We start from the raw sequence: 25165 nt of genomic DNA, 5'->3' as shown, positions 1-25165 counted from the left end.
GTCAGTGTCCGGAACGAAGGTCGGCGAGCACCTTTTCCGCGTGCTCGACCCGGATGCGCTGGTCGTCGATGAGCCGCTTGACCACGACGTCGAGTTCGTCGCTGGTGGCGCCGGCCGAGGCGGCGATGGTGCGGGCGTGCAGACTCATGTGGCCGCGCTGGATGCCCTCCGCTGCCAGGGCGCGGCAGGCGCCCAGGTTCTGCGCGAGTCCCACCGCGACGATCACGTCCGCCAGTTCCGAGGCGGTGGACACGCCGAGCATCTTCACCGCGGCCTGCGCGACGGGGTGGACCTTGGTGGCGCCGCCGACCAGTCCGACGGCCATCGGCACCTCGAGGGTGCCGGAAAGGTGACCGTCCGCGGTCTTCTCGAAGTGCGAGAGCGCCGTGTACCGGCCGTCCGCGGCGATCGCGTGCGAGTGGCAGCCCGCCTCGACGGCGCGGGTGTCGTTGCCGGTGGCCAGGACGGCGGCGGTGATGCCGTTCATGATGCCCTTGTTGTGGGTGGCGGCGCGGTAGGGGTCGGATTCGGCGAGCGCGGAGGCATGCACGATGTTGTCGACCACCTCGTCGCCGCCGAGCAGGTCCTTGTCGAACACGGCCCGGGCCCGGGTGATGCGCAGGTCCGCCTTGTTCGTGAGGATCCGCAGCAGGGTGCGCCCGCCGGAGATCTCGGCGAGTCGCGGTGCGATGGCCTCGGCCATGGTGTTGACGGCATTGGCGCCCATGGCATCTCGCACGTCGACGTGAATGTGCACCACGACGTGCACGCCGGTGCGCGTCGGGACGAGTCGGACGGTGAGGTCGCGGGCGCCGCCGCCGAATCGCACGAGCATCGGATCCTGGGCGTTGGCCAGTTCGAGGATCTCCGTGCGCGCCTCGAGCACCCGCAGCCGGGACGCCTCGGGGTCGGGGCAGTCGAGGATCTGGATCTGGGCCTGCATCACCGGGTCGGTGCTCGAGGTGTGGAAGCCCCCGTGCACCCGGGCCATCCGGGCGGCGTTGCTGGCCGCGGCCACCACGGACGGCTCCTCGGTGGCCATCGGAACGAGGTAGTCACGCCCGTTGACAGTGAAGTTGGTCGCGATACCCACCGGGATCCCCATCACCCCGACGACGTTCTCGATCATGTGATCGGCCTGCTCGACGCCGAGACCCCGCTCGGGATCGAACACGGCGACGTCGAGGTCGGACAGGCCGGTCCTCTCGGCGACCACTGTGCGGCGCTGCTGCGCGCTGGAATCCTTCAGACCGGGGATGCGGCTGTTGACGGGCACTGTGTTCCTCCACGTACTCACGGGCGGCCGGACGTGTGGTGCGCCCCGACGACAACCCTGTCATGTGCTTCGGTTCACACGGTATGGGCACTCCGCCGACTTCGACATGTATCAATCGCACATGTATTTGATTCAGGAATGTGTGACTGTCACTGATCGCGTAGTTCGTCGAGTCGGACCGCAGCCGAGATTCGGAACAGGTGTTCGTCGCTCCGCCACTCGGGCCCCAGCAGCATCTCCAGTCGGTGGAGGCGCTGCAAAATCGTGTTGGTGTGGTAGTTGAGAGCCCGCGCCGTCTTCGTCGGGCTGCCCTCGTTGCGGACGAATGCGCGCAAGGTGGCGAGCAGGTCTGTGCCCTTACTGTCGTCGTACGCGCGCACCGGACCGATGGTCTCGTCGATGAACGCGTTCAGCGTCCGCGCGTCGGTGTCGAACAGCAGCGCATACGGCAGATACGCATCGGTGCTGACCGCCGCGTCGGTGGTGTCGAGCGCCGCCAGCAGGCGAGCGGTGCGGAGCCCGGACTCGAATCGGGCGGGGAGCGTGTCCGGAGACTCCGCCCGCGGCGTCGTGATCGCGAGGACCGGGCCGTGCAACGTTTCGCGCAGGTAGTTGCGCAGTTCCGCGACGAGTTCGGGTGGGGCGGTAGTGGTGAGAACGGCCACGACGACGCCCGCGTGTTCCCCGACCAGGCCGTGGCCGCCGACGAAGGCGCTGGCCGCGCGGGCGGCGGTGGCACGGTTCTCAGCCGGGACCGAGATCAGCACGACAGTGTCGAGGGCGGCGAGGGTGACTCGCTGGGCGCGTACCCGTCGTTCCAGATCGCGGCGCCGTTCGGGTGCCGGGTCGAGCAGGTCCGCGACCAACTCGACGCGGGCCCGCAGGTCTGCGTCGGCCACCGCGTTCTGCTGCAGTACCAGCAGTGCGCCGACCTGCGCGGCACGTTCGATGGTGCGCTCGTCGACCGGTCCGAGTTCGATGTCCCCGGACCCGACCAGCACTGCGCCGAAATACAGTTCGCCCGCGATGACAGCGGCCACGATTGGCGTCACGGGGTCGTCGACGCGAACGCAACGGCCGGTGGTCCGGCCCGTCGTGATGGCATCGAACACCACCGGCGGCAACTGGACCGATACCTGCCCGGCAGGCGTGGGGTGGGAGGCGACGGGGTGCAGATCCCGGTCGACGATCGTGACCGTCCGCCCGAGTACCGTCGAGAGAGTGCCTGCCACCTGCTCGAATCCGCCCCCGACCAGGACGGCCTCGATGAGTTCCTGGTGCACCACAGTGGACCGGTCGCGGACCTGCAGGTAGTCGGTAAGCCGGTCGAGTGCCGTGCGTGCCTCGTCCTCGGACCTGCGAACCTGCTCGAGGGTGCTGGCGGTCTGCAGCACCACCGACGCGTGATCGGCGAGCGCGGACAGCACGGCGATCTCGTCCGGCGTGAAGGCGTACTCCTGCCGGGTGGCGGCGAACAGCACACCGAGCACGTGACCGTCCGACAGCATCGGTACCCCGAGAATCGACACGATCCCCTCCGCCGCAACCGCATCGTCGATGAGCTCCTCGTGCGGTCCTTCCACGTAGTCCTGATAGCGCAGAACCCATTGCGCGGCACGAGAATCGGCGATCTGACTCGCCAGCCCCATTCCCGGGGGAACGCGGAGGTGCTGGAACTGCGGTGTCACCGATCCGGCGGTCTTGCGGACGTTCAGTTCCCGCGTCGACGGATCGAACTCGGACAGGTACGTGACGTCGGTGCCCATCATCTCGTGGGCGCGGCTCACCAACCGTCCGAGGAGGGCGTCGATGTCACGGAGTTCGGCGAGTTCGCGGGCACTCGAGAACAACACCCCGAGTTCGCGCTCCCGTCGCCGCAAACGGCTCAGCTCGACCTGGTGCCGGCGCACCTTCTCCGCGAACGCCGCCCGGTCGGCCGGACCGGCAGCGACACGGTCGAGCGCATCGCGCACTGCGGCCGAGTCGACCGTCAGTTCGCCGACCATCGCGTCGGCGAGTATCCCCAGCGCGTCTCCGCTCTCGAGTGAATCCATGCGTACAGCCTGCCCTGACCACCGGAGAAGTCCCTACTGATCGAGATCAGCGCCCCGCACGAATCCCCGGCAAACGGGCAGATGCCGCCGTCGGAGCGGCGGCATCTGCCCGTGCGGGATCATCCCTTCTTGAGGATCACGGTCTTCGTCTCGGTGTATGCGTCGAGGACCGCCGCACCGTGCTCACGTCCCCAACCGGACTGCTTGTAACCGCCGAACGGCAGGGCGGGGTCGAGCACGTGGTAGCTGTTGATCCACACCGTCCCGGCTTTGATACCCGCCGCGACGTTGTGGGCCTTCGACACATCCGACGTCCAAATGCCCGCGGCGAGACCGTACTCGGTGTCGTTGGCGGTCCGGACGATGTCGTCGATGTCGTCGAACGGTATCGCGGTGACGACGGGTCCGAAGATCTCTTCCTTCACCACCCGCATGTTCGGTGTGGTGTCGACGAGGACCGTCGGCTCGACGAAGTAGCCGACGTCGCCCTTCCGGCCCCCACCGGTCACGGCGGTGGCACCTTCGGCCCTGCCGCTGTCCAGGTATCCGAGAACGGTGTCGAGTTGTTTCTCGGACACGACGGGACCCATCTGCGTGTCCGGGTCGAGGCTGTCGCCGACCTTCAACGTGGACGCGATCTCGGCGACCCCTTCGACGACCCGGTCGTACACCGTGGACTGCACGAACAGCCGTGACCCGGCCTCGCAGGCCTCACCCTGATTGAAGAAGATGGCCATTGCCGCACCCTCGATGGCGGCGTCGATGTCGGCGTCGCCGAAGACGATGTTGGGGGATTTGCCGCCGAGTTCGAGGGTCACCTTCTTCAGATTGCCGCGCGCGGCACCGACGATGTGCCGTCCCACCTCGGTCGACCCCGTGAACGAGACCTTGTCGACGCCGGGATGAGCGCTGAGTGCGGCGCCGACGTTCTCGCCGTCGCCTTGCACGATGTTCACCACGCCGTCGGGGATACCGGCCTCGCGGAGCACCTCGCCGAGCAGCGCTGCGCTGAGCGGGGTCTGCTCCGCCGGCTTGAGGATGACGGTGTTGCCCGCGGCGAGTGCGGGGCTCAGCTTCCAGGCTGCCAGGAGCAGCGGGAAGTTCCAGGCGACGATCGCGGCGACGACGCCCACCGGCTCGCGCACGGTGTACGCGAGGTAGTCGCCCGGCGCTGCGGTGGAGGTGACCGGAATTGTGCTGCCCTCCAGTTTCGTGGGCCACCCCGCCATGTAGCGGAACCAGTCGGCGGACAGGGGGACATCGACGAGACGTGCGTAGGTCAGTGGCTTTCCGTTGTCGAGCGCTTCGACGAGCGCGAATTCCTCGACCCGTTCCTCCAGCAGATCGCCGACCCGCCAGAGAATCTTGCTTCGCTGTGCCGGAGTCATGCGTCCCCACGGTCCGTCGAGTGCTCGGCGAGCAGCCGACACCGCCCGGTTGACGTCCTCGTCGCCGCCGAACGCGACTTGCGCCAGAGTTTCACCATTGCACGGATTGACAGTGGGGAAGACTTCGCCGGATGCGGAGGGAACATTCCGGCCGTCGATCAGGTGGAGAACGGGGCTCGCCAGGAAGTCGGAGACCTCGGGTGACGGGGCGGGTGCTGTCGTTGTCATGGTGTGCTCCTCGATGGTGTATTCGGCCTGTCGGCCGAGGGTGGGCAGAGATGTGGACGGTGGTCCGCGCAACGGGGCGCGGCTCTCGCTCTGCGCGGAAGATCGTCAATTGCCCGGAACCGCAGTGCAGTTCGTCATCCGACGGCTCGTGGACGACGCTAGCCTCCCGCGCCGAACGTCATCTGTGTGGAAACCGGACAGTTTCTTGACAACCCCGTCGGAATGCGCAGAATTTGGAGTGCGACAGGCACCGGTTCCGAGTACCCGGCACCGGTGACCCTGCCCAGAAACCGGGAGGTGTCATGCCCTATTGGTCCACCTCGGGTCTGAGCACTCGCGATCAGGCGAGTTACTGGGGTGACGTCGTGTGTGAGGCCTTCACTCCACTGGCGCCGCAGCGTGGGCGTGCCCAGACTGCCCGTAGCGCGACCCCGGACGGGATTCCCGGATGGGTGCGCTCGGAGGTGCTGGTCGAGACGAACTGCGCCGAGATCTCCTCGTGCACACAGCTACTGACTCACGGACCCAGGGAAGTTCGCCGTGCGCCCCTGGATGCTGTGTTCGTGAATCTGCAGTTGGAGGGAACGTGTTACGGAGAGCAGGATGGACGTCGCTGCATCGTCCGTCCGGGCAGCTATGCCGTGTTCGATACGACGCGCCCGTACTCCCTCGAGTTCCGGGAGCCGGACGACGCGGCCAGTTGGAGGGTGCTGTCATTTCGCATTCCTCGGGATCGGTGGAGCGCGAACGTGCGGGGCGACGGGGCGACGGCGCGCGCCATCGACACCACGAGCGGACCGGGAAACGTCGTCGGGGCAATGATGTCTTCCCTCTGGCGGGAGCGCCCCGCCTTCGATCAGACCACTGTGAGAGCCCTCGAGCGTTCCTTCACGGATGTTCTCGCCGCGGTGACCGAGCCCCCGGCCGGAGGAACCCGCACCGAAGATCGTGATGCGGCGCTCCGCCAGGTCGTCCGCCACTACATTCGCGCAGCAGTCCCTCTCGGTCGGGTGACCGCGGAGGCTGCCGCGCGCGAAGCCGCCGTCTCGGTGCGAACGCTGCACCGCCTGTTCCAGGCGGTCGGCGCCACGTTCGCGGAGTGCGTTCGCGACGAGCGCCTACAGGGGGCGATGCAGGACCTGGCGGTGGCGCCCGACTTGGTGACCGTCAGTGAGATTGCTGGGCGGTGGGGCTTCTACGACAGCTCGCATCTCACCCGCACGTTTCAGAGTTGTCTCGGTTGCACGCCCACGGAGTTCCGCGTCACGAGCAGAGCGTCGGGTGGCCGACCGGTCGTACGGGGTCACCCTCCCACGATTCCCGCGGCGGACAGCATCGGATCGTAGTCCGGCCGCTTCATCAGGGCGTGGAGCTGCCGGCGCCGAACGCCCATGTTGCCCCCGTCGTAGAGCGGGAAGCACAGGACGTCTTCCATGATTCCGGCGATCGGAGTCTGGTCTCCGTAGGAGTTCACTCCCACCACACGCATCGTGTCGTACACCACCTGAACCGCAAGTTCGGACGCGTAGATCTTGACCATGTGGCCGAGCTCTTCGTCGGCGCCGCCCGTCTTGTCGTAGAGATCGCACGCTTTCCAGGTGAAGTATCGAGCGGCTTCGATCCGGGTCTTGATGTCGACCAGCATGTACCCGACGTTCTGGTAGTCGATGATCGGGACCGGACCCGAACGCCTGTCGCTCTTCGCGAACGCGAACGCGTAGTCGAACGCCGCCCGCATCCGGCCGACACATGCGGCCCCGATGATCGACGAGGTCCAGTTGAACGTCTTCCGGACGATCTCGATGCCGTCACCGGGCTTTCCGATGATGTTTGCGGCAGGCACGCGCACGTCGGTGAAGGTGATGCGAGGTGATGCCGTGGCACGGTGCCCCATGGTGTCGATATAGGACTCGACAGCGACGCCGGGCGTGTCCCCGGGCACGACGATCACGGCCATCGACTCGTTCAGGGGAAGTGTCGGATCCGTACGGCAGAGAACGCTGATCAGTGCGGCACCGTTGCCGTCCCAGCCCGAACCGTTGGTGGTGAAGTGTTTGTCCCCGTTGATCACCCATTCGTCGCCGTCCAGGCGCGCGAATGTTTGCACACCTGCCGAGGCATCCGCATTGTCGAAGTTCGCGCCGCCTGCGGTCTCGGTGAACGCCCACGCCGCGAGCAGCGGATCACTGCCGGCGAAGGGCGGCAGGAATCGGGCCTTCTGATCCGCGGTTCCGAAGTGGATGATGGGCTGCAGCCCCAATCCGGTGCCGAGCAGCGCACTCGGGACGTTGATGTCGGCACGGGTGAGTTCTTCTGCTGCCAAGGCGAAATCGAGCGAAGGCATAGCCGTTCCGCCGTACTCGACCGGCAGCAGTGCTTTGAGGAATCCGGCATGCACCATGTCCTGATAGAACGGTTCGATCGCCGCGAAGCGTGCCTCGGGCGTCGGAAGCGGGGCGATGACGCCTTCGACGAGACTGAGCCGCTCGTCGGCGAATGCTCGCGCCGCCTTCTGCAGGGCTGCCTGGTCTGGGCTCAGGTCGAAGTCGATTGTCATTGGGATCAGATCCTCCGTCGATTGTGTGACCCCGGACACGTCCGGGTGTGACACATCAATGGTGGTCCCGCGACGGCCCTCGGAATTGGACGGTTGCGACAGGACTCTGGGACGGTTGTGCCAGGACCTGATCGCTTGCGGCTGTCAGATCAGTCGGCAGCGCCGGCGATCCGCTGCGCCGCCTCGTGCAGCGCTCGGGAGATCGCGTACATGCTGGGCGTGTACTCCCGGCGCGCCAGCGACGCGATGTAGATCGACCGGGTGGGAACTCGGTCCTCGGCCCGGAACCGGACTGCTCGGACGTCGGGCCTATGATGCGCGACCGCGAGACGCGGGACCATCGCGATGCCCATGCCCGCGGCGACCATCGCTTCGATCTCCTGATAGTCATGGGCCTCATAGACGACGTCCGGGGTGAAGCCCGCGCCTTCGCAACTGCGGTAGAGCACCTCGGCCGCCGGGTGGTCGGCGTTGCGGATGATCCACCGAGCACCGCGCAGCGAGGCGACGGCGACGTCGTCCTGGGCGAGTTCGCCGTCCGCCGGCACGAGGAGCTGTGTCTGGTCCTCCATCAACGGGACCAGCGACAGCGACTTCTCGGTTTCCTCGGTCCATGCGTAGCTCCACAGCAGCGCGAGTTCCACCTCGCTCGAGCGCAGCATGTCCAGCAGGCGGGGGCGAACGGCGGAGTGGACACGGACGTCGATGCCTGGCCATCGGGCGTGGCAGTCCTTGAGGGCATCCGACAGCAGTGACGCGCTGACGGTGGGGAAGGACCCGAGCCGGACCGTGCCGCTCTCGAGTCCCCGGAGGGCTTCGAGATCTCCACGCGCGGCCCGCATCTCGCGACGGAACAGGCGTGCCCGGGCGGCGAGGATTTCGCCCGCTTCGGTCAGCCGGACGCCTCGGGGCAGGCGGGTGAGCACCGGCTGCCGGATGTTCTGTTCGAGCTTCGCGATGCGCTGGGACGCGGCCGACGGCGTCATGTTCGCCTGCTCGGCGCCGCCGGTGAGTGAACCCGCGTCGGCGATGTCGAGCAGCAGGAAGAGCGTGACGACGTCGAACGTGTTCTGCATGCCATCTCCCAGCGTTCAGTTGCGCTAAACGAGATGGTAGCAAAACGACATTGTTCTGAACGCAGGTCGTCCATAACGTGATGTGGGCCACGACCAACAGAAGGATGTACCGTGCAAACACCAGCAACTCTCATGCGAGGCGGAACCAGCAAGTGTTGGTTGTTCGATCACCGAGACGTTCCCGATGACCGGGTTCGTCTCGAGGACCTGCTCATCGAACTGTTCGGCGCCGAAGATCCTCGCCAGCTCGACGGGGTGGGCGGCGGCACCTCCGTCACGTCCAAGGCTGCCGTCGTGATGCCGAGCGCGGACCCCGACGTCGACGTCGATTTCCTGTTCGCGCAGGTGGCGATCGGCGCCCACCGGGTGGAATGGGGCAGCAACTGCGGGAACTGCGCCACCGCGGTCGCGCTCTGGGCCGTCGACAAGCTCGGACTCTCCCGTGGGGAGTCGCACACCGAGGTGCGGATGCGCAATCTCAACACGAACGCCGTCATCCACGCGCGGGTTGCCACACCGTCGGCGTCGTCCCCGGCCCGCTTCGACAGCGTCAGCGTTCCGGGAGTCCGGGGGACCGGGACGGCCGTCGATCTGGCCTTCGTCGACCCTGCGGGCAGCACCACGGGCAGCCTGTGGCCGACGGGGAAGCGCCGGGACAGCATCGTGGTGGACGGTATCCGTGTCGACATCTCGATGGCCGACGCCGGCGCCCCCGTCGCCCTGGTACGCGCCGATTCGCTGGGAGTCTCCGCCGCGGCGACGGAAGAACAACTGCAGCAGTACGTTCCGATGCTGCGCCACATCAGGGCGCGCGCCGCCGTCGCGATGGGTTTGGCAACGTCGATCGAGACCGCACCGGACGCCATCCCGAAGGTGGGTCTCGTCGGACCGGCCGTGCCCTATCGCACGACACTCGGCGAAGACGTCGACGCTGCCGACTACGACATCTCCGTCCGCATGTTGTCGATGAACGCCCCGCATCCCACGATCGGTCTCACCAGCGCGGTGGCCGTCGCCCTCGCGGCGCGTTCGGGTGACTCGACCGTCGGCTTCGCAGGCGCAGCGGCCCCGGCGAACTTCGCCGTCACGATCGGCACCCTCGGTGGGCGAGTGCGATGCACCGTCGAGAGGGACGGCGGGCACGAACGGGTGCTCCTGCAGCGAGCCGCACGACGCATCGCCGAATCCACTCTGTACTCCCGCGACCGGCTTTCCGCCTGACTTCGACCAGCACGCACACAGCGAACCGAAAGAACGACTATGACGTCCATCGAGATTCTGCCACTCATCGCGCTGGTCGCGATGTTCGTGACAGCAACCATCTTTCCGATCAACATCGGCATTCTGGGCTTCATCGGGGCCTTCGTCGTGGGGGCGTTCGCGCTCGGTTACGACGACAAGGAGATTCTGGCCGAGTTCCCCAGCTCGATCGTCCTCACCATCATCGGTGTCACGTACTTCTTCGGAATGGCGAAGCGGAACGGAACCATCGATCTTCTGGTCAACGCCTGTATCCGGGCCGTCCGCGGCCGTGTGACCGTCGTTCCGTGGGTCTTCTTCTTCTCGGCGTCGGTGCTGACCGCACTCGGCACGTTCAGTCCGGCCGCCGTCGCCCTGATCGCGCCGGCCGCGATGGCCTTCGCTGCCCGCACGCGAATGAGTCCCCTCGTGATGGGCATCATGACCATCAACGGGGCGCACGCCGGTGCGTTCTCGCCGATCTCGGTTTCCGGTGTCCTCGTCCGTGACATCGTCGAATCCAACGGCCTCACGATCGCGCCCTGGACGTTGTTCTTCGCCAGCTACGGGATCAACACGCTGCTCTCCGTGTTCACCATCGCCGGTTATGCGGTCCTCGCCCGGGTACGCGACCTCGACTACTCGGCCATGGGCGCGACGACCGGCGACGGAGGCGATGGCGGCGCGAGCGGTACGCGCGGCGACGGGCCGTGGACGCCGTCCACGGGCGGTTCCGCGGCGGGCACCCAGGTACTGACCCGCGTGCACCGCCCGTCGACGGACATCGCGCCCGCGATCGAACCCGTCACCAGGGTGCAGAAGCTGACACTCGTCCTCATCGCCGCGGTACTCGTGCTGGTGCTCGTGCTGCACCTGCCCATCAGCTTCGTCGCCATCGCCGCCGGTGCGATCCTGGCGTTCACCGACCTCTCGAAGCAGAACGAGGCGATCGCGGGCATCAGCTGGTCGACGGTGCTTCTCGTCGCGGGCATGGTCACCTACATCTCCCTCCTGCAGGAGCTGGGCACGATCGACCACCTCGCGCAGATGGCGATCAAGGTCGGTGCACCGCTGCTGGTGGCGCTCGTGCTCTGCTACATCATCGGCGTGACGTCGGCCTTCGCCTCGTCGACGGCGTTGCTGACGGCGGTCATTCCGCTCGCACTTCCCCTCCTGGAAACCGGTGCACTCCCGGTCGTCGGGGTCGTGGCTGCACTGGCCATCTCCGCCACCGTCGTCGACGTGTCACCGTTCTCGACGAACGGAGCGCTCGTGCTGGCCAGTGCCCAGAACATCGAACGACGGGCGTTCTACCGCCAGCTCCTCCTCAACGCCGCCGTGGTCGTCGCGGTTGCGCCCGCGCTCTGCTGGCTGATTCTCGTCGTGGCGCCCGGACTGTTCGGGTAGGTAGCCCGGTCTAGTACTTCGGTCTATGTCGGATACTCTGAGTGTGCCTCGGCTCGGCGAGCGAAAGGGTCTGCACATGCGAAGCGACGACGACGCCCGGAGCGGCGGCTCCGTTCCGATGCCCCGGCAGGCCGTCACCATGCAGGACATCGCCGACCGCGTGGGCGTGTCGAAGGCATTGGTCTCCATGGTGTTTCGGCGCGTTCCCGGACCGAGTGCCGAGACGCGGAAACGGGTTCTCGACGTCGCGGACGAGCTCGGGTACCGACCGAACCGTACGGCCGCACTGATGTCGCTCCGGCGGACCCACCTCGTGGGTGTGATGGCGGATATCCGCAACAGCTTCCACGCCGAGATGGTCGAGTACATCGTGGCCGCGGCCGACGATCACGGGTACGAGGTGGTGCTCGGTGCGCTGACTCCCACGCACGCCGAACCGAAAGTCGTCGAAACACTGCTCGATTTCCGCTGCGAGGCCCTGATCCTGCTCGGCACCGAACTGAGCACCGACGTTCTCGACACGCTCGGGGAGCGGGTACCGGTCGTCGTGGTCGGTCGGCGCGTCGGAGACGGTGCGGTCGACGTCGTGCGGACCGCGGACGGCAAGGGTATCGGCACCGTCGTCGACCATCTCGTGGACCTGGGGCATCGCCGGATCACGCACCTCAGCGGTGGTCCGGGCACGATTGCGGCCGACCGGAGGTCGGGATACACCCGGGCAATGCGTCGTCACGGACTCGAGATCGACGTCGTCGAGGGCGACTTCACCGACAGCGCCGGAACCGTGGCCGCGGAGACTCTGCTCGGGCGGTCGCAGCTTCCCACCGCGGTGATCGCGGCCAACGACCGGAGTGCCATCGGGCTGATCGGCGAACTGCGGAGCCGGGGTGTGCGGATTCCCGAAGACGTCTCGGTCTCCGGATACGACGACAGCGTGCTCGCCCAGCTCGCGCACATCGATCTGACATCGGTCAATCAGCAACCGCGGGAGCAGGCCGCCACCGCGGTCGACGCGGTCATCCAACGGCTGGACCGGGGGAGGACCGAATCGGTGGCGACCGTCCTCCGGCCGCGGCTCGTCGCGCGTCGTACCACCGGACCCGCGCCGGCACCGGTGGAAGGATCCCAGTCGGGCGTGTCCTGACCTGCGGCGGCCGTCAGCGTTCGGCGGGCCGGGGTTGCTCGGCCGGCGCGGGCAGCGTGCCCAGATCGTGGGTGTAGAGCCAGGTGGTGGCCTTTTCGTAGAAGTGCCCGAAGGCGATCGGCATGACGAGGTCGCGGAGCCGGCGAGCGAGCGGGCCGCGGGTCTTGGCGTCGCGGTTGATGCGGGCCGCCTCGGCCATCTTCCCGATCCGGGCGCGGCGGAGCCGGTCGTACTCGGCGAGACCTTCTCCGGTCGAGTCGGCCTTTGCGAGTGCCCGAGCCAGGACCACGGCATCTTCGATGGCCATGGAGGCGCCTTGCCCCGCGCCGACCGGGTGGGCGGCGTCGCCGACGAGGACGATGCGTTCGTCATGCCGGACCGGGACTTCGGCCAGTGTGTGCATGAGCGTCGGACGGTGCAATTGCGTGGTCGCCCTGATGATCTCGAGCGGCCGCGGCTCGAACCGGTACAGCTCGGCGAGTCGATCGAGCCACCGGTCCTCGCCGACATCTGTCAGTTTCGGAGGCCGGGGATCGGCAACCTGCGCGGACCACCACACGGTTCCGTCCGGCGCCGGGATGTGGAGAAAGGCGCCGCTGCGCGCGAAGACCATGTTGAACGTGCCGGTCTCGGCCGGGACGCCGGCGGCGATGCCCGAGACGCTGTAGAGCCCGCCGTATGCGGGTCGGGGCGCGCCGGGATCGAGGACCGAGCGGGTAGCTGACCAGAGACCGTCGGCGCCGATCAACAGATCGGCGCGTGCGCTGGAACCGTCGGCGAACTGCGCGCGGATACCGTCGCCCGCGGGCTCGGCGCCTGCCAGCCGGCGGCCGGTGACGATCCGTACACCGGCCTGCTCGGCGCATTCACGCAGCACCTCGACCAGGGAACCGCGCATCAGGGTCGTACTGTGCAGCGGATCCCCCGACAGCCGTCCACGCGGAACTTCTGCCAGCAGCCTGCCCGTACCGGACCACATCCGCTGAGTGGGCACCGCGAAACCGGCCTCCTGGACTTGGTCCAGGCAGCCGAGGGTCTTCAGCCCCCGCAGACCGTTGGATGCCAGACTCAGAAATGAGCCCACCTGTCCTGCCGGGTCGGGGTGTGTTTCGTAGACGGCGACGTCGGAACCGATGCGGCGCAATGCGATTGCAGTCGCGGCCCCGGACACACCTCTTCCTGCAACGATGACCTCCATGCGTCCTCCTGAACTGTCATTCACTGAATCCATCCTCAGTGAAAGTGTATTCAGTGTGCGCAGGGAGAGGGCGTTCGTCAAGGGGTGCGGCCCGTTTGCAGGCCCGCCGGGCCGGGGCTTGACAGGGCGTCGTGACTCAGCTCATAGTAGTCGTACTAGACCGGTTAAATAGACCGAACTAGCCGGAGGGCGTCTTCACTCTCGTGCGGGTGTCTGCGGGTAGCCGACGTGCACTCCCGCCGGGTCAACATCACACCGAAAGGCTTCCACTCATGACTTCCAACTCGATCGGTGTCGCCGTCATCGGCGGCGGCATGGCCGGACGAGCACACGCCGCCGGATATCGCATGGCGTCGACGCTGTTCGGAACCGACCGCCCCGACGTGCGTCTGGTCGCGATCGCCGACACCAACCAGGCCGTCGCCGACGACACCGCGAAGCGGTACGGGTACGAGCGGGCCGAGTACAGCTGGCAGGCCATTGCCGAATCGCCGGACATCGACGCCGTGAGCGTCGTCGTCGCCAACCAGTTGCACCGGGAGATCGTCGAAGGCCTCCTCGCTGCCGGGAAGCACGTGCTGTGCGAGAAGCCCCTGGCCGGGTCCATCGCGGACGCCGAGGCCATGGTCGCCGCCGCCGCGGACGCCGACACGATCGCGACTGTCGGGTACACCTACCGCCGGTCGCCGGCCATCCAGGCGATCCGGGACGAACTCGCGACGGGCCGTCTCGGCGACATCATTCACTTCAACGGGCACTACTGGTGCGACTACGGCCTGGACCCGGCCTCGCCGATCACCTGGCGGTACCGCGGGGGTCCCGGAACCGGTGCGCTGGCGGACGTCGGCAGTCACCTGCTCGACATGGCCGAATTCGTGTGCGGTCCGATCGTCGAGATCAGCGGCGCGACCTTCGCCACGGTGATCACGGAGCGTCCGGTGCCCGCCGGGGTCACCTACGGCCATACCAAGGCCGAGACCACCGGTGAGATGGCACCCGTCGAGAACGAGGACCTCGCGACGTTCACGGCGCGCTTCGAGAACGGCGCGGTCGGCACGTTCTCCGCTTCCCGTGTCGCGCACCAGCTTCCGGACGGGCTCGGTTTCGAGCTGTTCGGGACGTCCGGCTCCGCGGCGTTCGACCTGGCTCGCGCCGCCGAATTCTCGGTGTCCAGCGAGGGCCTCGACCGCACCGTGAACGGTCAGCGTCGGGTGATCATCGGACCGCAGCACCCGTACATCCAGGGTGGCCTGCCGATGGATGCCGGCGGTGTCGGCCACGGCAAGGCGGAGTTCTTCGCGTACCAGGCCCGTGCCTTCCTCGACCAGATCGCCGGCATCGACGTCCTCGGCCCGTTGCCGTCCTTCGCCCACGCGCTGCGCGGCATGCAGATCGTCACCGCCGTCGCGGAGTCCGCCCGCGCCGACGGAGCGGCCGTCAAGATCGGCTGAACCGCACCACCCCGAACCGCAAAAACTCTGAACCGCAACTTCTTCCCACGACGCAAGGATCCCTCATGAAACTCGGTGTGTACACCGCCGTCCTGCACGACCGCAGCCTGCGCGAGGCGCTGGAGACCATCGCGTCCCTCGGACTCGAGGGTGCGGAGATCAACGCGGGCGGATTCCTGCCCACCCCGCACCTGCCCGTCAAGGAACTCCTCTCGGGTGAGGTGTCACCGCAGGAGTACCTGAAGGTCTTCGACGAGACCGGTGTCTCCATCGCCGGCCTGAACTGCAACGGCAACCCGCTGCACGCGGATCCCGAGGTGGGCCCCGAGGACGCCGAGGACCTGCGCAACGCGATCAAGGTGGCCGGCCTGCTCGGTGTGGACCGGGTGGTCACGATGTCCGGGCTGCCCGCCGCGCACGCCGGCGGCCAGTGGCCGGCATGGCACGTGAACACCTGGGACAGTGGCTATCTCGACTCCCTCGACTACCAGTGGGATCAGGTCGCGGTGCCGTTCTGGAAGGAGATCGACGCGCTCGCCCGGGAGAACGGCGTCAAGGTCGCGATCGAGATGCACCCGCAGAACCTGGTGTTCAACCCGCCGACCCTCGCGCGTCTGGTCGAGAAGACCGGTGCGACGAACGTGGGCGCCGAGATGGACCCGTCGCACCTGTTCTGGCAGGGCATCGACCCGGTCGCCGCGGTCGACTGGCTCGGCGACCTCGTGTTCCACGCCGCGGCGAAGGACACCCGGATCAACGAGAACTGCAAGATCTACGGTGTTCTCGACGACCGGTTCACCCGCATCCCGGCCGACCAGAACCCCACCGGACTCGGTGGCAAGCATGTGGTCAACAAGTGGCCCGAGGACTCGGCGTGGGACTTCGTCGCCGTCGGCCGCGGACACGACGTCGATTTCTGGTCCCGTTTCCTCGCTGCGCTGCAGCGGGTCGACCCCGACATGGCGGTCAACATCGAACACGAGGACGTCGAACTGGGACAGCTCGAGGGACTGCAGGTCGCGGCCCGCACCCTGAAGGACGCGGCTTCCGCCGTAGCCTCGCGCTAGAAGCCGGTGACGGCGGCCAGCCGGTCGAGGACCAGGCGCAGCGGCGGCCACGTCGACCTCCCGCGGCGGGTCACCGCGTATGCCGTCAGCACGACCTTCGGGTCGGCGAGCGGGAGGACGGTGACTTCGGTGCGGGTGGGACGGTCGGCGGGCAGCAGGCCGACGCCGTAGCCGGCGGCGATGAGGTCCTCGACGAGGTCGAGGCTGTCGATCTGGTGGGCGATGTGTGGTGTGAAACCCGCGAGCGAGGCGAGCGTGCGGACGGCGTCCTCGTCGGCGGTGTTGCGGGAGTTCACGATCCAGGGCGAATCGGCGTAGGCGGCGACGTCGGCGGGCTTGTCGTCGGCGGGCGCGGGCACGCCGAGTCCCCAGGGGGTCGACCACAACGGGACGGCCTCGAGCGCGGCGCCGGGGGACGCCGGTGCCAGGTTGTAGTCGTAGGTCAGGGCGAGATCGAGTTCGTCGTCGGCGAGCAGCGCGAACGCCTCGACCGGTTCGTATTCGCTGATCACCACGTCCACCTGCGAGTGGGTGCGTGCCAGTTCGGCGACGACCGGGAGCAGCGACACCCGGATGCCCGTCGCGAAACCCCCGACGCGCAGGGTGCCGACCGGCTCGGCGTGGGGGTCGAGGTCGAGCCGGGCGGCGTCGACGGCCGCCAGGATCGTGACGGCGTGGTCGGCCAGCCGGCGACCGGCCGGAGTGAGCCGCACCCGGCGGCCGGTCGGTTCGACGAGTTGCGCACCCGTCTCCTTCGCGAGTGCGGCGATCTGCTGGGAGACGGTCGAGGTGGTCAGCCGGTGTGTCTCGGCGACCTCACGCATGGAGCCGAGACGGGAGAGCTCGAGCAGAAGATGCAGGCGTCGGGTATCCACGCACACATTGTTCGCGATATCCGAACGGTTTGTCCATGAAAGTCACGTGGACGTGAACGGTCCACGTGTCATTCAATGCAGACATGACCAGGAACTCGACCCACGTCGGCGCGACGATGGCGCTGACCTCGATGCTGTGCGTGCAGAGCGGACTCGCGATCTCCGTCGGCGTGTCCGAGCGCGTCGGCGCCGAGGGCGCCGCCTGGTTGCGCCTGGCCTGGGCAGGGGTGTTGCTGGCCGTGATCGTGCGGCCTCGTCCGAAGGCGTTCACCCGTTCGTCCCTCGGTGCGTGTGTTCTGCTCGGGGTGGTCACGGCGGCGGTCACCCTGCTGTTCATGGCCGCGGTGGACCGGATCCCGCTGGGAACCGCCAGTGCACTGGAGTTCCTCGGACCCCTCGGCGTCGCCGTCCTGCACGGACGAGGTCGCCTGAAGTGGCCGGCGCTGGCGGCCGTGGGGGTGCTGCTGCTGACGCAGCCCTGGGCCGGCGGCGTCGACCCGGTCGGAATCCTGTTCGCGCTGGGCGCGGCCGCATGCTGGGCGCTCTACATCGTGCTCACCCAGCGCGTGGGCGACGAGGTGGCCGGTCTCAACGGGCTCGCGGTCTCCATGCCGGTCGCCGGGTTGGTCGCGACCGCCGTGGGCGGGCCCTCGATGCTCGGAAAGATGACGCCGGACCTGTTGATCATCGGGCTGGGTTTGGCGATACTTCTGCCGGTCGTGCCGTTCACACTGGAGATGCTCGCCCTGCGGCGGCTGAACACCGCGGCGTTCGGGACCCTGATGAGTCTGGAACCGGCGTTCGCGTTGATCATCGGGCTCGTGGTGTTGCATCAGGTTCCGGACCGCGCGGCCGTTGCCGGGATCTGTTTCGTGGTCGCGGCCGGGATCGGAGCAGCGCGGGCCGGGGCGCGGGCGGTCCCCGACGAGGGTGAGGTCGTGGAGTCTGCCACACCGTTGTCCGCGTCGACCTGCTACCTTGAACGTCGTTCAAGTTTGCAGCAAGAGGAGTCGTCATGACAGAGGTCGGGAGTGCTCGGGTGTCGAGGCTCGGTATTTCAGCGCGGGACATGGCGCAGATCGCGGTATTCGCCGCGCTGATCGCGGCGCTGGGACTGCCCGGCGCCATCACGGTCGGCTTCAGCGGAGTGCCGATCACGTTGCAGACGCTCGGCGTCATCCTCGCCGGCGCGGTGCTCGGGGCTCGCAAGGGCACAGCCGCCGTCGCGGTGTTCATCGCCCTGACCCTGATCGGCCTGCCCCTGCTGTCCGGTGGTCGCACCGGACTGACCGCGCTCGCAGGCCCCAGCGCCGGATACCTCATCGGCTGGATTCCCGCGACGCTGATCATCGGCCTCCTCACCGCCCGGATCCTGCCGAAGTACCCGGTCGTGCTCGGCCTGCTGATCAACGCGCTCGGCGGGATCGTCGTCATCTACATCTTCGGCACCGTCGGACTCCTGCTCCGCACCGACCTGGGCGTCGGCGCCGCCATCACCACCAACTTCGCCTTCATCCCCGGCGACCTGCTCAAGGTCGTCGTCGCGACCGTGGTCGCCAAGAGCGTGCATCGCGCGTACCCCGGCCTGATCCGTACGTGAATTCCGAACTCGGCGGCTCCGGCGATCAGCCTGCCCTCGACTTCGACGGCCGCACCTACACGTACGCCGAACTCGACCGCGCCATCGACCGATGGATCCTCGAGCACGGCTCGGGTGCCCCTGCCTACGACGCGTCGACGCTGCCGGTCCCGGACGCCCTGATCTGCGTCTGCGCCGCGGCGCGGCAGGGGACGGCGGTGATCGTCGAGAACCCCGAGGCGCGTCCGGACCGCGCGGTGGTCCCGCCGTCCGCGTTTCTGCTGGTGGCGACGTCCGGCTCCACCGGAAGGCCCCGTCCGCTCGCGCGCACAGCGGCCTCCTGGTTCGACAGCTTTCCCGCGTTCACCGCGATCACCGGCATCGACGCCACGGACCACGTGCTGATCACCGGCCCGTTGCACGCGACGATGCACCTGTTCGGCGCAGTGCACGCACTGTGGCGAGGCGCGTGCGTCACCGACGACCCGTCCCGGGCGACAGTCGTGCACGCCGTCCCCGCCGTTCTCCGTGAGGTGGTGGGGAAGGCCCCGAAGCTGCGCACGGCGGTCGTCGCGGGCACCGCCCTGGACGACGGCGCCCGCGCGGTGGCCGACGGCATCGAGATCGTCGAGTACTACGGCGCCGCGGAACTCTCCCTCGTCGCGGCGCGCCGGGTGCCCGAGCCGCTCCGGCTGCTGGACGGTGTCGACGCGGACATCCGCGACGGCCTGCTGTACGTCCGGTCGCCGTACAGCGTCATCGGAGTCCCGGAGTGGTTCGGCGTCGGTGACCTTGCGGAACTCGGTGACGACGGCGAGCTGACGGTGCGCGGCCGGGGCGACTCCGCGATCAACGTCGGCGGCACCACGGTGATCGCCGAGGACGTCGAGCGCATCCTCGAGACGCTCGACGGTGTCGCCGCGGCCGCCGTCGTCGGATCGCCGCATTCGGTGCTCGGCGAGACCGTCACCGCCGTGGTGGAGCTCGACGGCACCGCGGAGATCGCTGAGGTCCGTTCGCACGCGCGCCGGACGCTGACGAAGGAAGCGCTGCCCCGCCGCTGGGTGCCGATCGAGTCGATGCCGCGGACCGCCAGTGGCAAGGTCGCCCGAGGCCGAGTGAGAGACTGGCTGGCATGAGCTCTGTCCCTGTTCTGGTGGCGCCGCGTCGGACGCCGATCGGCAATGCCGGGCACGGGTTCGCCGATCTGACCACCACCGATCTGGCCGCCCCGGTGCTACGCGAGGTCCTGACGTCGCTGCGGGGCTCGGGCCTCGACGCCGAGGTCGACGACGTCGTCCTCGGCAACTGCCTCGGACCGGGCGGCGATCCGGCACGGGTCGCTGCCCTGCAGGCGGGGATGGGTGTGGAGGTTCCCGGTGTCACCGTCGACCGGCAGTGCGGTTCCGGCCTCGACGCAGTGATGCAAGCCGCGCTCCGTGTACGCAGCGGCGCCGACGAGCTGATCCTGGCGGGTGGTGTCGAATCGGCGAGCACCGCGCCGTGGCGGTTCTGGCCGCCGGTGCCGGGCGCCGATCCGGTGCGCTACACCCGCGCTCCCTTTGCGCCGCAAGGCTTCCCCGACCCCGACATGGGGGCGGCCGCGGACGATCTCGCGCGGGCTCGCGGCATCAGCCGAGAGCGGCAGGACGCGTACGCGGCGCGGTCGCACACGCTCGCGGCCGCCGCCGACTTCTCGTCGGAGATCGTGCCGATCGGTGCGATCGAGCGGGACCAGCGCATTCGCACAGGCATGACCGAGGCCAGGCTGGCGCGGTTACGCCCCAGTTTCGGTGCCGGCGGGACGGCCACGGCGGGGAACTCCTGCGGCATCTCGGACGGCGCCGCGGTGCTGGCGGTGACGACCGAGTCGCTTGCCGCCGGACTGCCCGCGTTGCGGGTCCTCGGCTCCGCCGTCGCGGGATCGGACCCGGCGCTGCCCGGACTCGGACCGGTTCCCGCGATCCGCAAAGTCCTGAAGCGAACCGGACACGACGTCGCGGATCTGGGCGTCGTCGAGATCACCGAGGCCTTCGCGTCGGTGGTGCTGGCGGTGTCGGACGAACTCGGCCTGGACGAATCCGTGATCTGCCCACAGGGCGGCGCCATCGCCATGGGACATCCGTGGGGGGCATCGGGGGCGATCCTGCTGGTGCGCTTGGCAAGTCAGATGCTGCGCGAGGACGGACCCGCGCTCGGGCTCGCGGCCTGCGCCATCGGCGGCGGGCAGGGCATCGCGATGCTCGTGGAGCGTGTGTCGTGAGTGAGATCGTCTTCGATTCGGTGACGCATGCCTTCGGGGACCGCCCGGTCCTGCGCGGCGTCGACCTGCGTTTCTCCGAGCGACGTGTCGGCATCATCGGTTCCAACGGTTCCGGAAAGTCGACTCTGGCGCGCATGATCAACGGCTTGCTGAAGCCGACCTCCGGCACCGTCACGGTCGACGGTGTCGACGCCGCGAGGAAGGGCGCGCAGGTGCGCCGCAAGGTCGGGTTCGTGTTCACCGACCCCGACACCCAGATCGTCATGCCCACGGTGTCCGAGGACCTGGCGTTCTCGCTGCGCCGGTCCGGTCTGAGCAAGCAGGAGATCGCCGCCCGCGTCGAGGAGATCCTGGTGCGGTTCCGGCTCGACCAGCACGCCGATCACCCCGCGCACCTGCTGTCCGGGGGCCAGAAGCAGTTGCTCGCCATCGGCGCCGTCCTCATCCGCAGGCCCGAGGTGGTCATCGCCGACGAGCCGACCACGCTGCTGGATCTGCGGAACGCCCGCGTCGTCTCCGAAGCACTCGATTCGATGGACCAGCAGGTGATCGTCGTGACCCACCAACTGGCACTGCTTGAGAGTTTCGAGCGGGTCATCGTCATCGACGACGGTCTCGTCGCGTTCGACGGCAGCCCGGACGATGCCGTCCCCGCGTACCGGCAGTTGGTCGAATGATCGGCCTGTACCGTCCGGGTGACTCCCTCCTGCACAGGATGCCCGCCGGGCTGAAACTGCTGCTGTTGATCGCGTCGATCGTCACGGCCACCGTGTTCGTGCGCACGCCGCTCGAGGTCGGTGTCGTCGTCGTCGTGGTGGGGCTGCTGTTCGCGGTGGCCTCCATTCCGTGGCGGGTCGCCGTGGCGCAGTTGCGTCCGGTGGTGTGGATGTTGTTGATCATCGCCGTGTTCCAGGTGCTGATCACGTCGCCAGCGCGGGCGGTCGTCGTGTGCGGGGTGCTGCTGATCTCGGTGGCGCTCGCCGCGTTGGTCACGCTGACCACCCGGGTCACCGACATGCTCGACACGGTGTCGCGCGCACTCGGGCCGTTGCGGAGGTTCGGGGTCGACCCGGATCGGATCGGACTCCTGCTCGCGTTGGCGATCCGGTGTATCCCGCTGCTGACCGGGATCGTGCAGGAGGTGGCGCAGGCGCGGAAGGCGCGCGGGTTGCAATGGTCGATGACCGCGCTGGCCACCCCCGTGCTGGTCCGCGCCCTCCGGACTGCGGATGCGATGGGCGACGCCCTCGTCGCACGGGGAGTGGACGATGACTGAGCTGCTCGCCGAGCGTGTCGCCAGACGGGCCGCCGAGAACCCGGAGACGACCGCGGTCGTCTCCGCACGCGAGACCGTCGACTACGGCCGGTTCTGGTCGCGGGTCGCTCGCACCGCAGCCGGGCTCGACGGCATGAACCGGGTCGCAGTGCTGCCGACGTCGGATGTCGGGTCGCTGGTCGTCGTGACGGCGGCGATGCACGCGGGAGTCAGTGTCGTGCTGCTGCACCGGCACCTCCTGCCGGCGCAGTTGACGCGGGTGCTCGAGCTCGCGAAACCCGGCGCCGTGGTGGCCGCGTCGCACCAGCACACCAGGCTACGGAGACTGGGGTTCGACGGGACCGTCGAGACGGCGGACAGTCTCGAATCCGACGGCGCCGCGGACCGGGCGCGTCCCGACACCGAACTGCTGGTCGGCATCACGTCCGGCACGACCGGTGAGCCGAAGCTGTTCGTGCGCAACCAGCGATCGTGGGCGACGACCCTCGACCGCTCGGACGCGACGTTCGACATCGGTAGCGGGGACCGCGTGGCGGTGCCCGGAGTTCTCGACCACACGCATTTCCTGTACGGCGCGCTGCACGGGCTCACTCGCGGTGCGACGGTGGATCTGCGACCGGTCACGCACTCGCTGCGCGACGCGGCCACACATCTGTATTCGGTCCCCACCATCGCCTGGGACGTGGTGCGGTCGGGGATCGGGCCGGCCGGCAGCGTCCGCGAGGTGCTGTCCTCGGCGGCCCGGTGGCCGCGGACGGGGCGTGAGGCGTTACGGGAGGTGTTACCGAATGCGTCGCTGGTGCACTTCTACGGCGCCTCCGAACTGAGCTTCGTGTCCTTCGACCGGGGTCTCGGCACCGTCGACGAGCATGCGGCGGGCGAACTGTTCGACGGCGTCGACGCGGAGATTCGCGAGGGCCTCGTTCACGTGCGCAGCGACATGCTGTTCGACGGCTACCTCACCGAGGACGGCGTGGTGAACGGCCCCGCCGACGGGTGGATGACGGTGGGCGACCGGGGCCGCGTGGTCGGCAACAGCCTGCAGTTGTTCGGCCGCGACAGCGACACGGTGATCCGGGCGGGACTCAATGTGGAACCGGCCGCCATCGAGGCGGCGTTGACCGCACTGTCGGGGATCTCGGAGGCGGCGTGCATCGGCGTGCCGGACAGCCGGATGGGCGAGGCACCGGCCGCCGCGATCGTGGTGGACGGCGACGGGCCGAGTTCCAGCGAGATCTGGCGGCATCTGCGCGCCACGTTACCCAGCCCGAGCATGCCGGTTCAGGTACTCGCGGTCGACAGTTTGCCGCGCACACCGCGCGGCAAACTCGACCGTCAGGCGCTCGCCGTCACCCTGGCAGCGTCTCGGAACCGGAATCCCGCGTAGCGCGTCAGATTTCGAGGCTCAGCAGGTGATAGCTCAGCGTCTTTCCGTGTCCGTCGAGTGCGGGTGATCCCGTGACGCCGCCGCCGAGGACGCCGGGCAACTCGAACACCATCGCCATCAGGTTCGGCTGGCACGTGCGCCGGGCCGGGCCGGTGATCAGTGCACCGTAATGGGCGGCGACGACGTCCTCGGTCAGTCTCAGCGCGAGATGGCGGTAGGCGGCGTCGTCGCGGGCCAGCACGGCGACGATGAGGGTGTCTCCCTTGTCGCCGGCGCGAACGTCGGCGAGTGCGTCGATCTTCTGAGCAGTTGTGGGCGTGGTCATTTCGTCACCTCCGTGAGATGCACCCGGGTGGACACGAGGTCGCGGGGGAGGGTGCACGAGCGGATCGCAAGTACCTCGGTCGCCGAGCGCCGGGCGCCGCCGCCGCCGGCCGGTCCGTTGGTGTACAGGCTTTCCACTTCCCAGCCGACGAGGTCGGCCTCCTCGCGGGTGCGTGCGCGGGCAGTGACCCGCAGTCGCACCTCGTGCGCATCGGTGTCCGTGTCGAGGCCGCGGAAAGCCGCACCGGCGCCGATGTATTCGACGGAGACGGCGTCCTCGGTGAAACCGTGCACGTCGACGAGTCGTTCGGTGACGATGTCCGCGGCGAGCCGGGCGCGGGGGTAGGCGCGTGGGCCCGCGTAGCTGATCTGCCCCTCACCGAGCCAGCCGCCGCGGAAGCCGAGGGTGACCTTCAGCTGCTGCGGGCGGGGGCGCCCCGTCGCGCCGGTGATGGCGACCCGGTCGGGTCCGACGCTGGTGAACGACACGTTGCCGAAGTCCGCGGTGACGTCCGGGGTCAGATACGAGGTGGGATCTCCCACCTCGTACAGCAGTTGCTCGGCGCAGGTTCGTTCGGTGAGAATGCCGCCGGATCCGTCGAGCTTGCCGAATGTCGCCGATCCGTCGGCGAGGACGTCGGCGAACGGGAAGCCGAGATCGGCCATGCCCTTCACCGGTTTGATGACGGGATCCGCGTAGTACCCACCCGTGAGTTGTCCGGCGCATTCGAGCAGGTGCCCGATCGCGGTTGCGGCGCCGATGGTGTCGTGATCGGCCAGGTCCCACCCGAAATGGTGGGCTAGCGGGGCGACGTAGAGGGAGGGGTCGGCCAGACGTCCGGTGACGACGACGTCGGCGTCCAGTTCGAGCGCGGGGGTCACGGCCTCCGCCCCGATGTACGCGTTCGCGGAGACGAGTTCCTCGTCGTGCTCCGCCAGGCGTTTTCCGGTCTCCCACACGACGGGGTCGTGGCGTAGCACCTGCTCGAGCACCGCGTCGCCCGTGATGGCGGCGACGCGCACCTGCCGGTCGGCGGACCGGGACGCGATGCCGGCGACCAGGTCGGCAGCGGCGAGAGGGTTCGCCGCACCGGCATTGGTGATCACCGTGGTCCCGGACGCGAGCGTGTGCGGGAGAACTGCGCGCATGCGTGCGGCGAGGAGCGGATCGTAGCCTTGGTCCGGGTTCTCGAGACGGCGCGCGTTGCCGGCGGCGACGGTGCGTTCACCGAGGCATTCGAAGATCAGGTAGTCGAGGTCGGCATGCCGGGCGAGTTTCTCGGCGGGGTCGATGCGATCCCCGGAGAACCCGGATCCGGCGCCGAGTCGCATGCTCCGCGAGGCTGTGTCTCGGGTGCTCGATGGTGTCACGGGCT

The 25165-nt window shown here is 68.4% G+C and carries 22 protein-coding genes; 13 read left to right on the top strand and 9 right to left on the bottom strand.

Annotated elements, in window-relative coordinates; all coding sequences use genetic code 11:
• Position 1: 1 nt before the first annotated feature.
• From DTA22_RS07250 to DTA22_RS07240, 3 genes are all read right to left on the bottom strand, one after another.
• Entirely contained in the window at positions 2–1276 is a 1275-nt protein-coding gene (locus tag DTA22_RS07250; protein ID WP_112299015.1) for a hydroxymethylglutaryl-CoA reductase, degradative, read from the bottom strand.
• Between the two features lie 149 nt (positions 1277–1425).
• The gene (locus DTA22_RS07245) at positions 1426–3330 is read right to left on the bottom strand and encodes a helix-turn-helix domain-containing protein (protein ID WP_112299014.1); all 1905 of its coding nucleotides are present in this window, start codon (positions 3328–3330) and stop codon (positions 1426–1428) included.
• A gap of 119 nt (positions 3331–3449) precedes the next feature.
• Positions 3450–4946, bottom strand: coding sequence for an aldehyde dehydrogenase family protein (locus DTA22_RS07240; RefSeq protein ID WP_112299031.1), 1497 nt, complete (start codon positions 4944–4946; stop codon positions 3450–3452).
• Between the two features lie 302 nt (positions 4947–5248).
• Here DTA22_RS07240 and DTA22_RS07235 point away from each other — a divergent pair, with 302 nt between their 5' ends.
• On the top strand, positions 5249–6292 hold the full coding sequence (locus DTA22_RS07235; protein ID WP_112299013.1) for an AraC-like ligand-binding domain-containing protein: 1044 nt from the start codon (positions 5249–5251) through the stop codon (positions 6290–6292).
• Here the strand turns inward: DTA22_RS07235 and DTA22_RS07230 are convergent.
• Together DTA22_RS07230 and DTA22_RS07225 are read right to left on the bottom strand one after the other, a co-directional pair.
• Positions 6250–7503 (bottom strand): acyl-CoA dehydrogenase family protein, encoded by a 1254-nt coding sequence (locus tag DTA22_RS07230; protein ID WP_112299012.1) that lies wholly within the window; start codon positions 7501–7503, stop codon positions 6250–6252. The genes DTA22_RS07235 and DTA22_RS07230 overlap by 43 nt on opposite strands.
• Before the next feature lie 149 nt (positions 7504–7652).
• Positions 7653–8579 (bottom strand): LysR family transcriptional regulator, encoded by a 927-nt coding sequence (locus DTA22_RS07225; RefSeq protein ID WP_112299011.1) that lies wholly within the window; start codon positions 8577–8579, stop codon positions 7653–7655.
• Between the two features lie 111 nt (positions 8580–8690).
• Here DTA22_RS07225 and DTA22_RS07220 point away from each other — a divergent pair, with 111 nt between their 5' ends.
• The 3 genes from DTA22_RS07220 to DTA22_RS07210 all read left to right on the top strand — a co-directional run bounded on the left by DTA22_RS07220 (position 8691) and on the right by DTA22_RS07210 (position 12369).
• Positions 8691–9800: a PrpF domain-containing protein gene (locus DTA22_RS07220; RefSeq protein ID WP_112299010.1), complete on the top strand. Its 1110-nt coding sequence runs from the start codon at positions 8691–8693 to the stop codon at positions 9798–9800.
• A 39-nt stretch (positions 9801–9839) separates the two neighbouring features.
• A complete protein-coding gene (locus DTA22_RS07215) occupies positions 9840–11225 on the top strand; it encodes an SLC13 family permease (protein ID WP_112299009.1) in 1386 nt (461 codons plus the stop codon).
• A 76-nt stretch (positions 11226–11301) separates the two neighbouring features.
• Positions 11302–12369 (top strand): LacI family DNA-binding transcriptional regulator, encoded by a 1068-nt coding sequence (locus tag DTA22_RS07210; RefSeq protein WP_081792397.1) that lies wholly within the window; start codon positions 11302–11304, stop codon positions 12367–12369.
• 13 nt (positions 12370–12382) lie between these two features.
• On the opposite strand, the gene DTA22_RS07205 is transcribed toward DTA22_RS07210, so the two are convergent.
• Positions 12383–13567: an FAD-dependent monooxygenase gene (locus tag DTA22_RS07205; protein ID WP_112299008.1), complete on the bottom strand. Its 1185-nt coding sequence runs from the start codon at positions 13565–13567 to the stop codon at positions 12383–12385.
• A 272-nt stretch (positions 13568–13839) separates the two neighbouring features.
• On the opposite strand from DTA22_RS07205, the gene DTA22_RS07200 reads away from it, so the two are divergent.
• Positions 13840–15018 (top strand): Gfo/Idh/MocA family protein, encoded by a 1179-nt coding sequence (locus DTA22_RS07200; RefSeq protein ID WP_011597451.1) that lies wholly within the window; start codon positions 13840–13842, stop codon positions 15016–15018.
• A gap of 65 nt (positions 15019–15083) precedes the next feature.
• Positions 15084–16085 (top strand): sugar phosphate isomerase/epimerase family protein, encoded by a 1002-nt coding sequence (locus DTA22_RS07195; protein WP_112299007.1) that lies wholly within the window; start codon positions 15084–15086, stop codon positions 16083–16085.
• On the opposite strand, the gene DTA22_RS07190 is transcribed toward DTA22_RS07195, so the two are convergent.
• Positions 16082–16960 carry a LysR family transcriptional regulator gene (locus DTA22_RS07190; protein ID WP_037233150.1) on the bottom strand — a complete coding sequence of 293 codons (879 nt, stop codon included), beginning with the start codon at positions 16958–16960 and terminating at the stop codon, positions 16082–16084. The two genes, DTA22_RS07195 and DTA22_RS07190, sit on opposite strands and share 4 nt — an antisense overlap.
• Before the next feature lie 83 nt (positions 16961–17043).
• Here DTA22_RS07190 and DTA22_RS07185 point away from each other — a divergent pair, with 83 nt between their 5' ends.
• From DTA22_RS07185 to DTA22_RS07155, 7 genes are read left to right on the top strand one after another with little or no spacing between them, the layout of a single operon-like run.
• Positions 17044–17979 (top strand): EamA family transporter, encoded by a 936-nt coding sequence (locus tag DTA22_RS07185; protein WP_112299006.1) that lies wholly within the window; start codon positions 17044–17046, stop codon positions 17977–17979.
• Positions 17976–18560: a biotin transporter BioY gene (locus DTA22_RS07180; RefSeq protein WP_112299005.1), complete on the top strand. Its 585-nt coding sequence runs from the start codon at positions 17976–17978 to the stop codon at positions 18558–18560. The genes DTA22_RS07185 and DTA22_RS07180 overlap by 4 nt, the downstream gene beginning before the upstream one ends.
• A complete protein-coding gene (locus DTA22_RS07175) occupies positions 18557–19678 on the top strand; it encodes a class I adenylate-forming enzyme family protein (protein WP_112299004.1) in 1122 nt (373 codons plus the stop codon). The genes DTA22_RS07180 and DTA22_RS07175 overlap by 4 nt, the downstream gene beginning before the upstream one ends.
• The gene (locus DTA22_RS07170) at positions 19675–20802 is read left to right on the top strand and encodes a thiolase family protein (RefSeq protein ID WP_112299003.1); all 1128 of its coding nucleotides are present in this window, start codon (positions 19675–19677) and stop codon (positions 20800–20802) included. Before DTA22_RS07175 ends, DTA22_RS07170 begins: the two co-directional genes overlap by 4 nt.
• Positions 20799–21479, top strand: a complete 681-nt coding sequence (locus DTA22_RS07165) for an energy-coupling factor ABC transporter ATP-binding protein (RefSeq protein WP_037233164.1) — start codon at positions 20799–20801, stop codon at positions 21477–21479. The genes DTA22_RS07170 and DTA22_RS07165 overlap by 4 nt, the downstream gene beginning before the upstream one ends.
• Complete coding sequence (locus tag DTA22_RS07160) at positions 21476–22078, top strand: energy-coupling factor transporter transmembrane component T family protein (RefSeq protein WP_037233166.1); 603 nt, start codon at positions 21476–21478, stop codon at positions 22076–22078. The genes DTA22_RS07165 and DTA22_RS07160 overlap by 4 nt, the downstream gene beginning before the upstream one ends.
• Positions 22071–23465 carry an AMP-binding protein gene (locus DTA22_RS07155; protein WP_112299002.1) on the top strand — a complete coding sequence of 465 codons (1395 nt, stop codon included), beginning with the start codon at positions 22071–22073 and terminating at the stop codon, positions 23463–23465. The genes DTA22_RS07160 and DTA22_RS07155 overlap by 8 nt, the downstream gene beginning before the upstream one ends.
• Positions 23466–23469: 4 nt before the next feature.
• On the opposite strand, the gene DTA22_RS07150 is transcribed toward DTA22_RS07155, so the two are convergent.
• Both DTA22_RS07150 and DTA22_RS07145 read right to left on the bottom strand, forming a co-directional pair.
• Positions 23470–23790, bottom strand: coding sequence for an AtuA-related protein (locus tag DTA22_RS07150; RefSeq protein WP_112299001.1), 321 nt, complete (start codon positions 23788–23790; stop codon positions 23470–23472).
• Complete coding sequence (locus tag DTA22_RS07145) at positions 23787–25160, bottom strand: acyclic terpene utilization AtuA family protein (RefSeq protein ID WP_112299000.1); 1374 nt, start codon at positions 25158–25160, stop codon at positions 23787–23789. Before DTA22_RS07145 ends, DTA22_RS07150 begins: the two co-directional genes overlap by 4 nt.
• Positions 25161–25165 lie beyond the last annotated feature (5 nt).

Origin of the sequence: Rhodococcus wratislaviensis (assembly GCF_900455735.1) — a bacterium.
GTDB lineage: Bacteria > Actinomycetota > Actinomycetes > Mycobacteriales > Mycobacteriaceae > Rhodococcus_F > Rhodococcus_F wratislaviensis.
The sequence above is the reverse complement of the archived record's forward strand: the minus strand, read 5'-3'. Positions and strand labels throughout refer to the sequence as shown.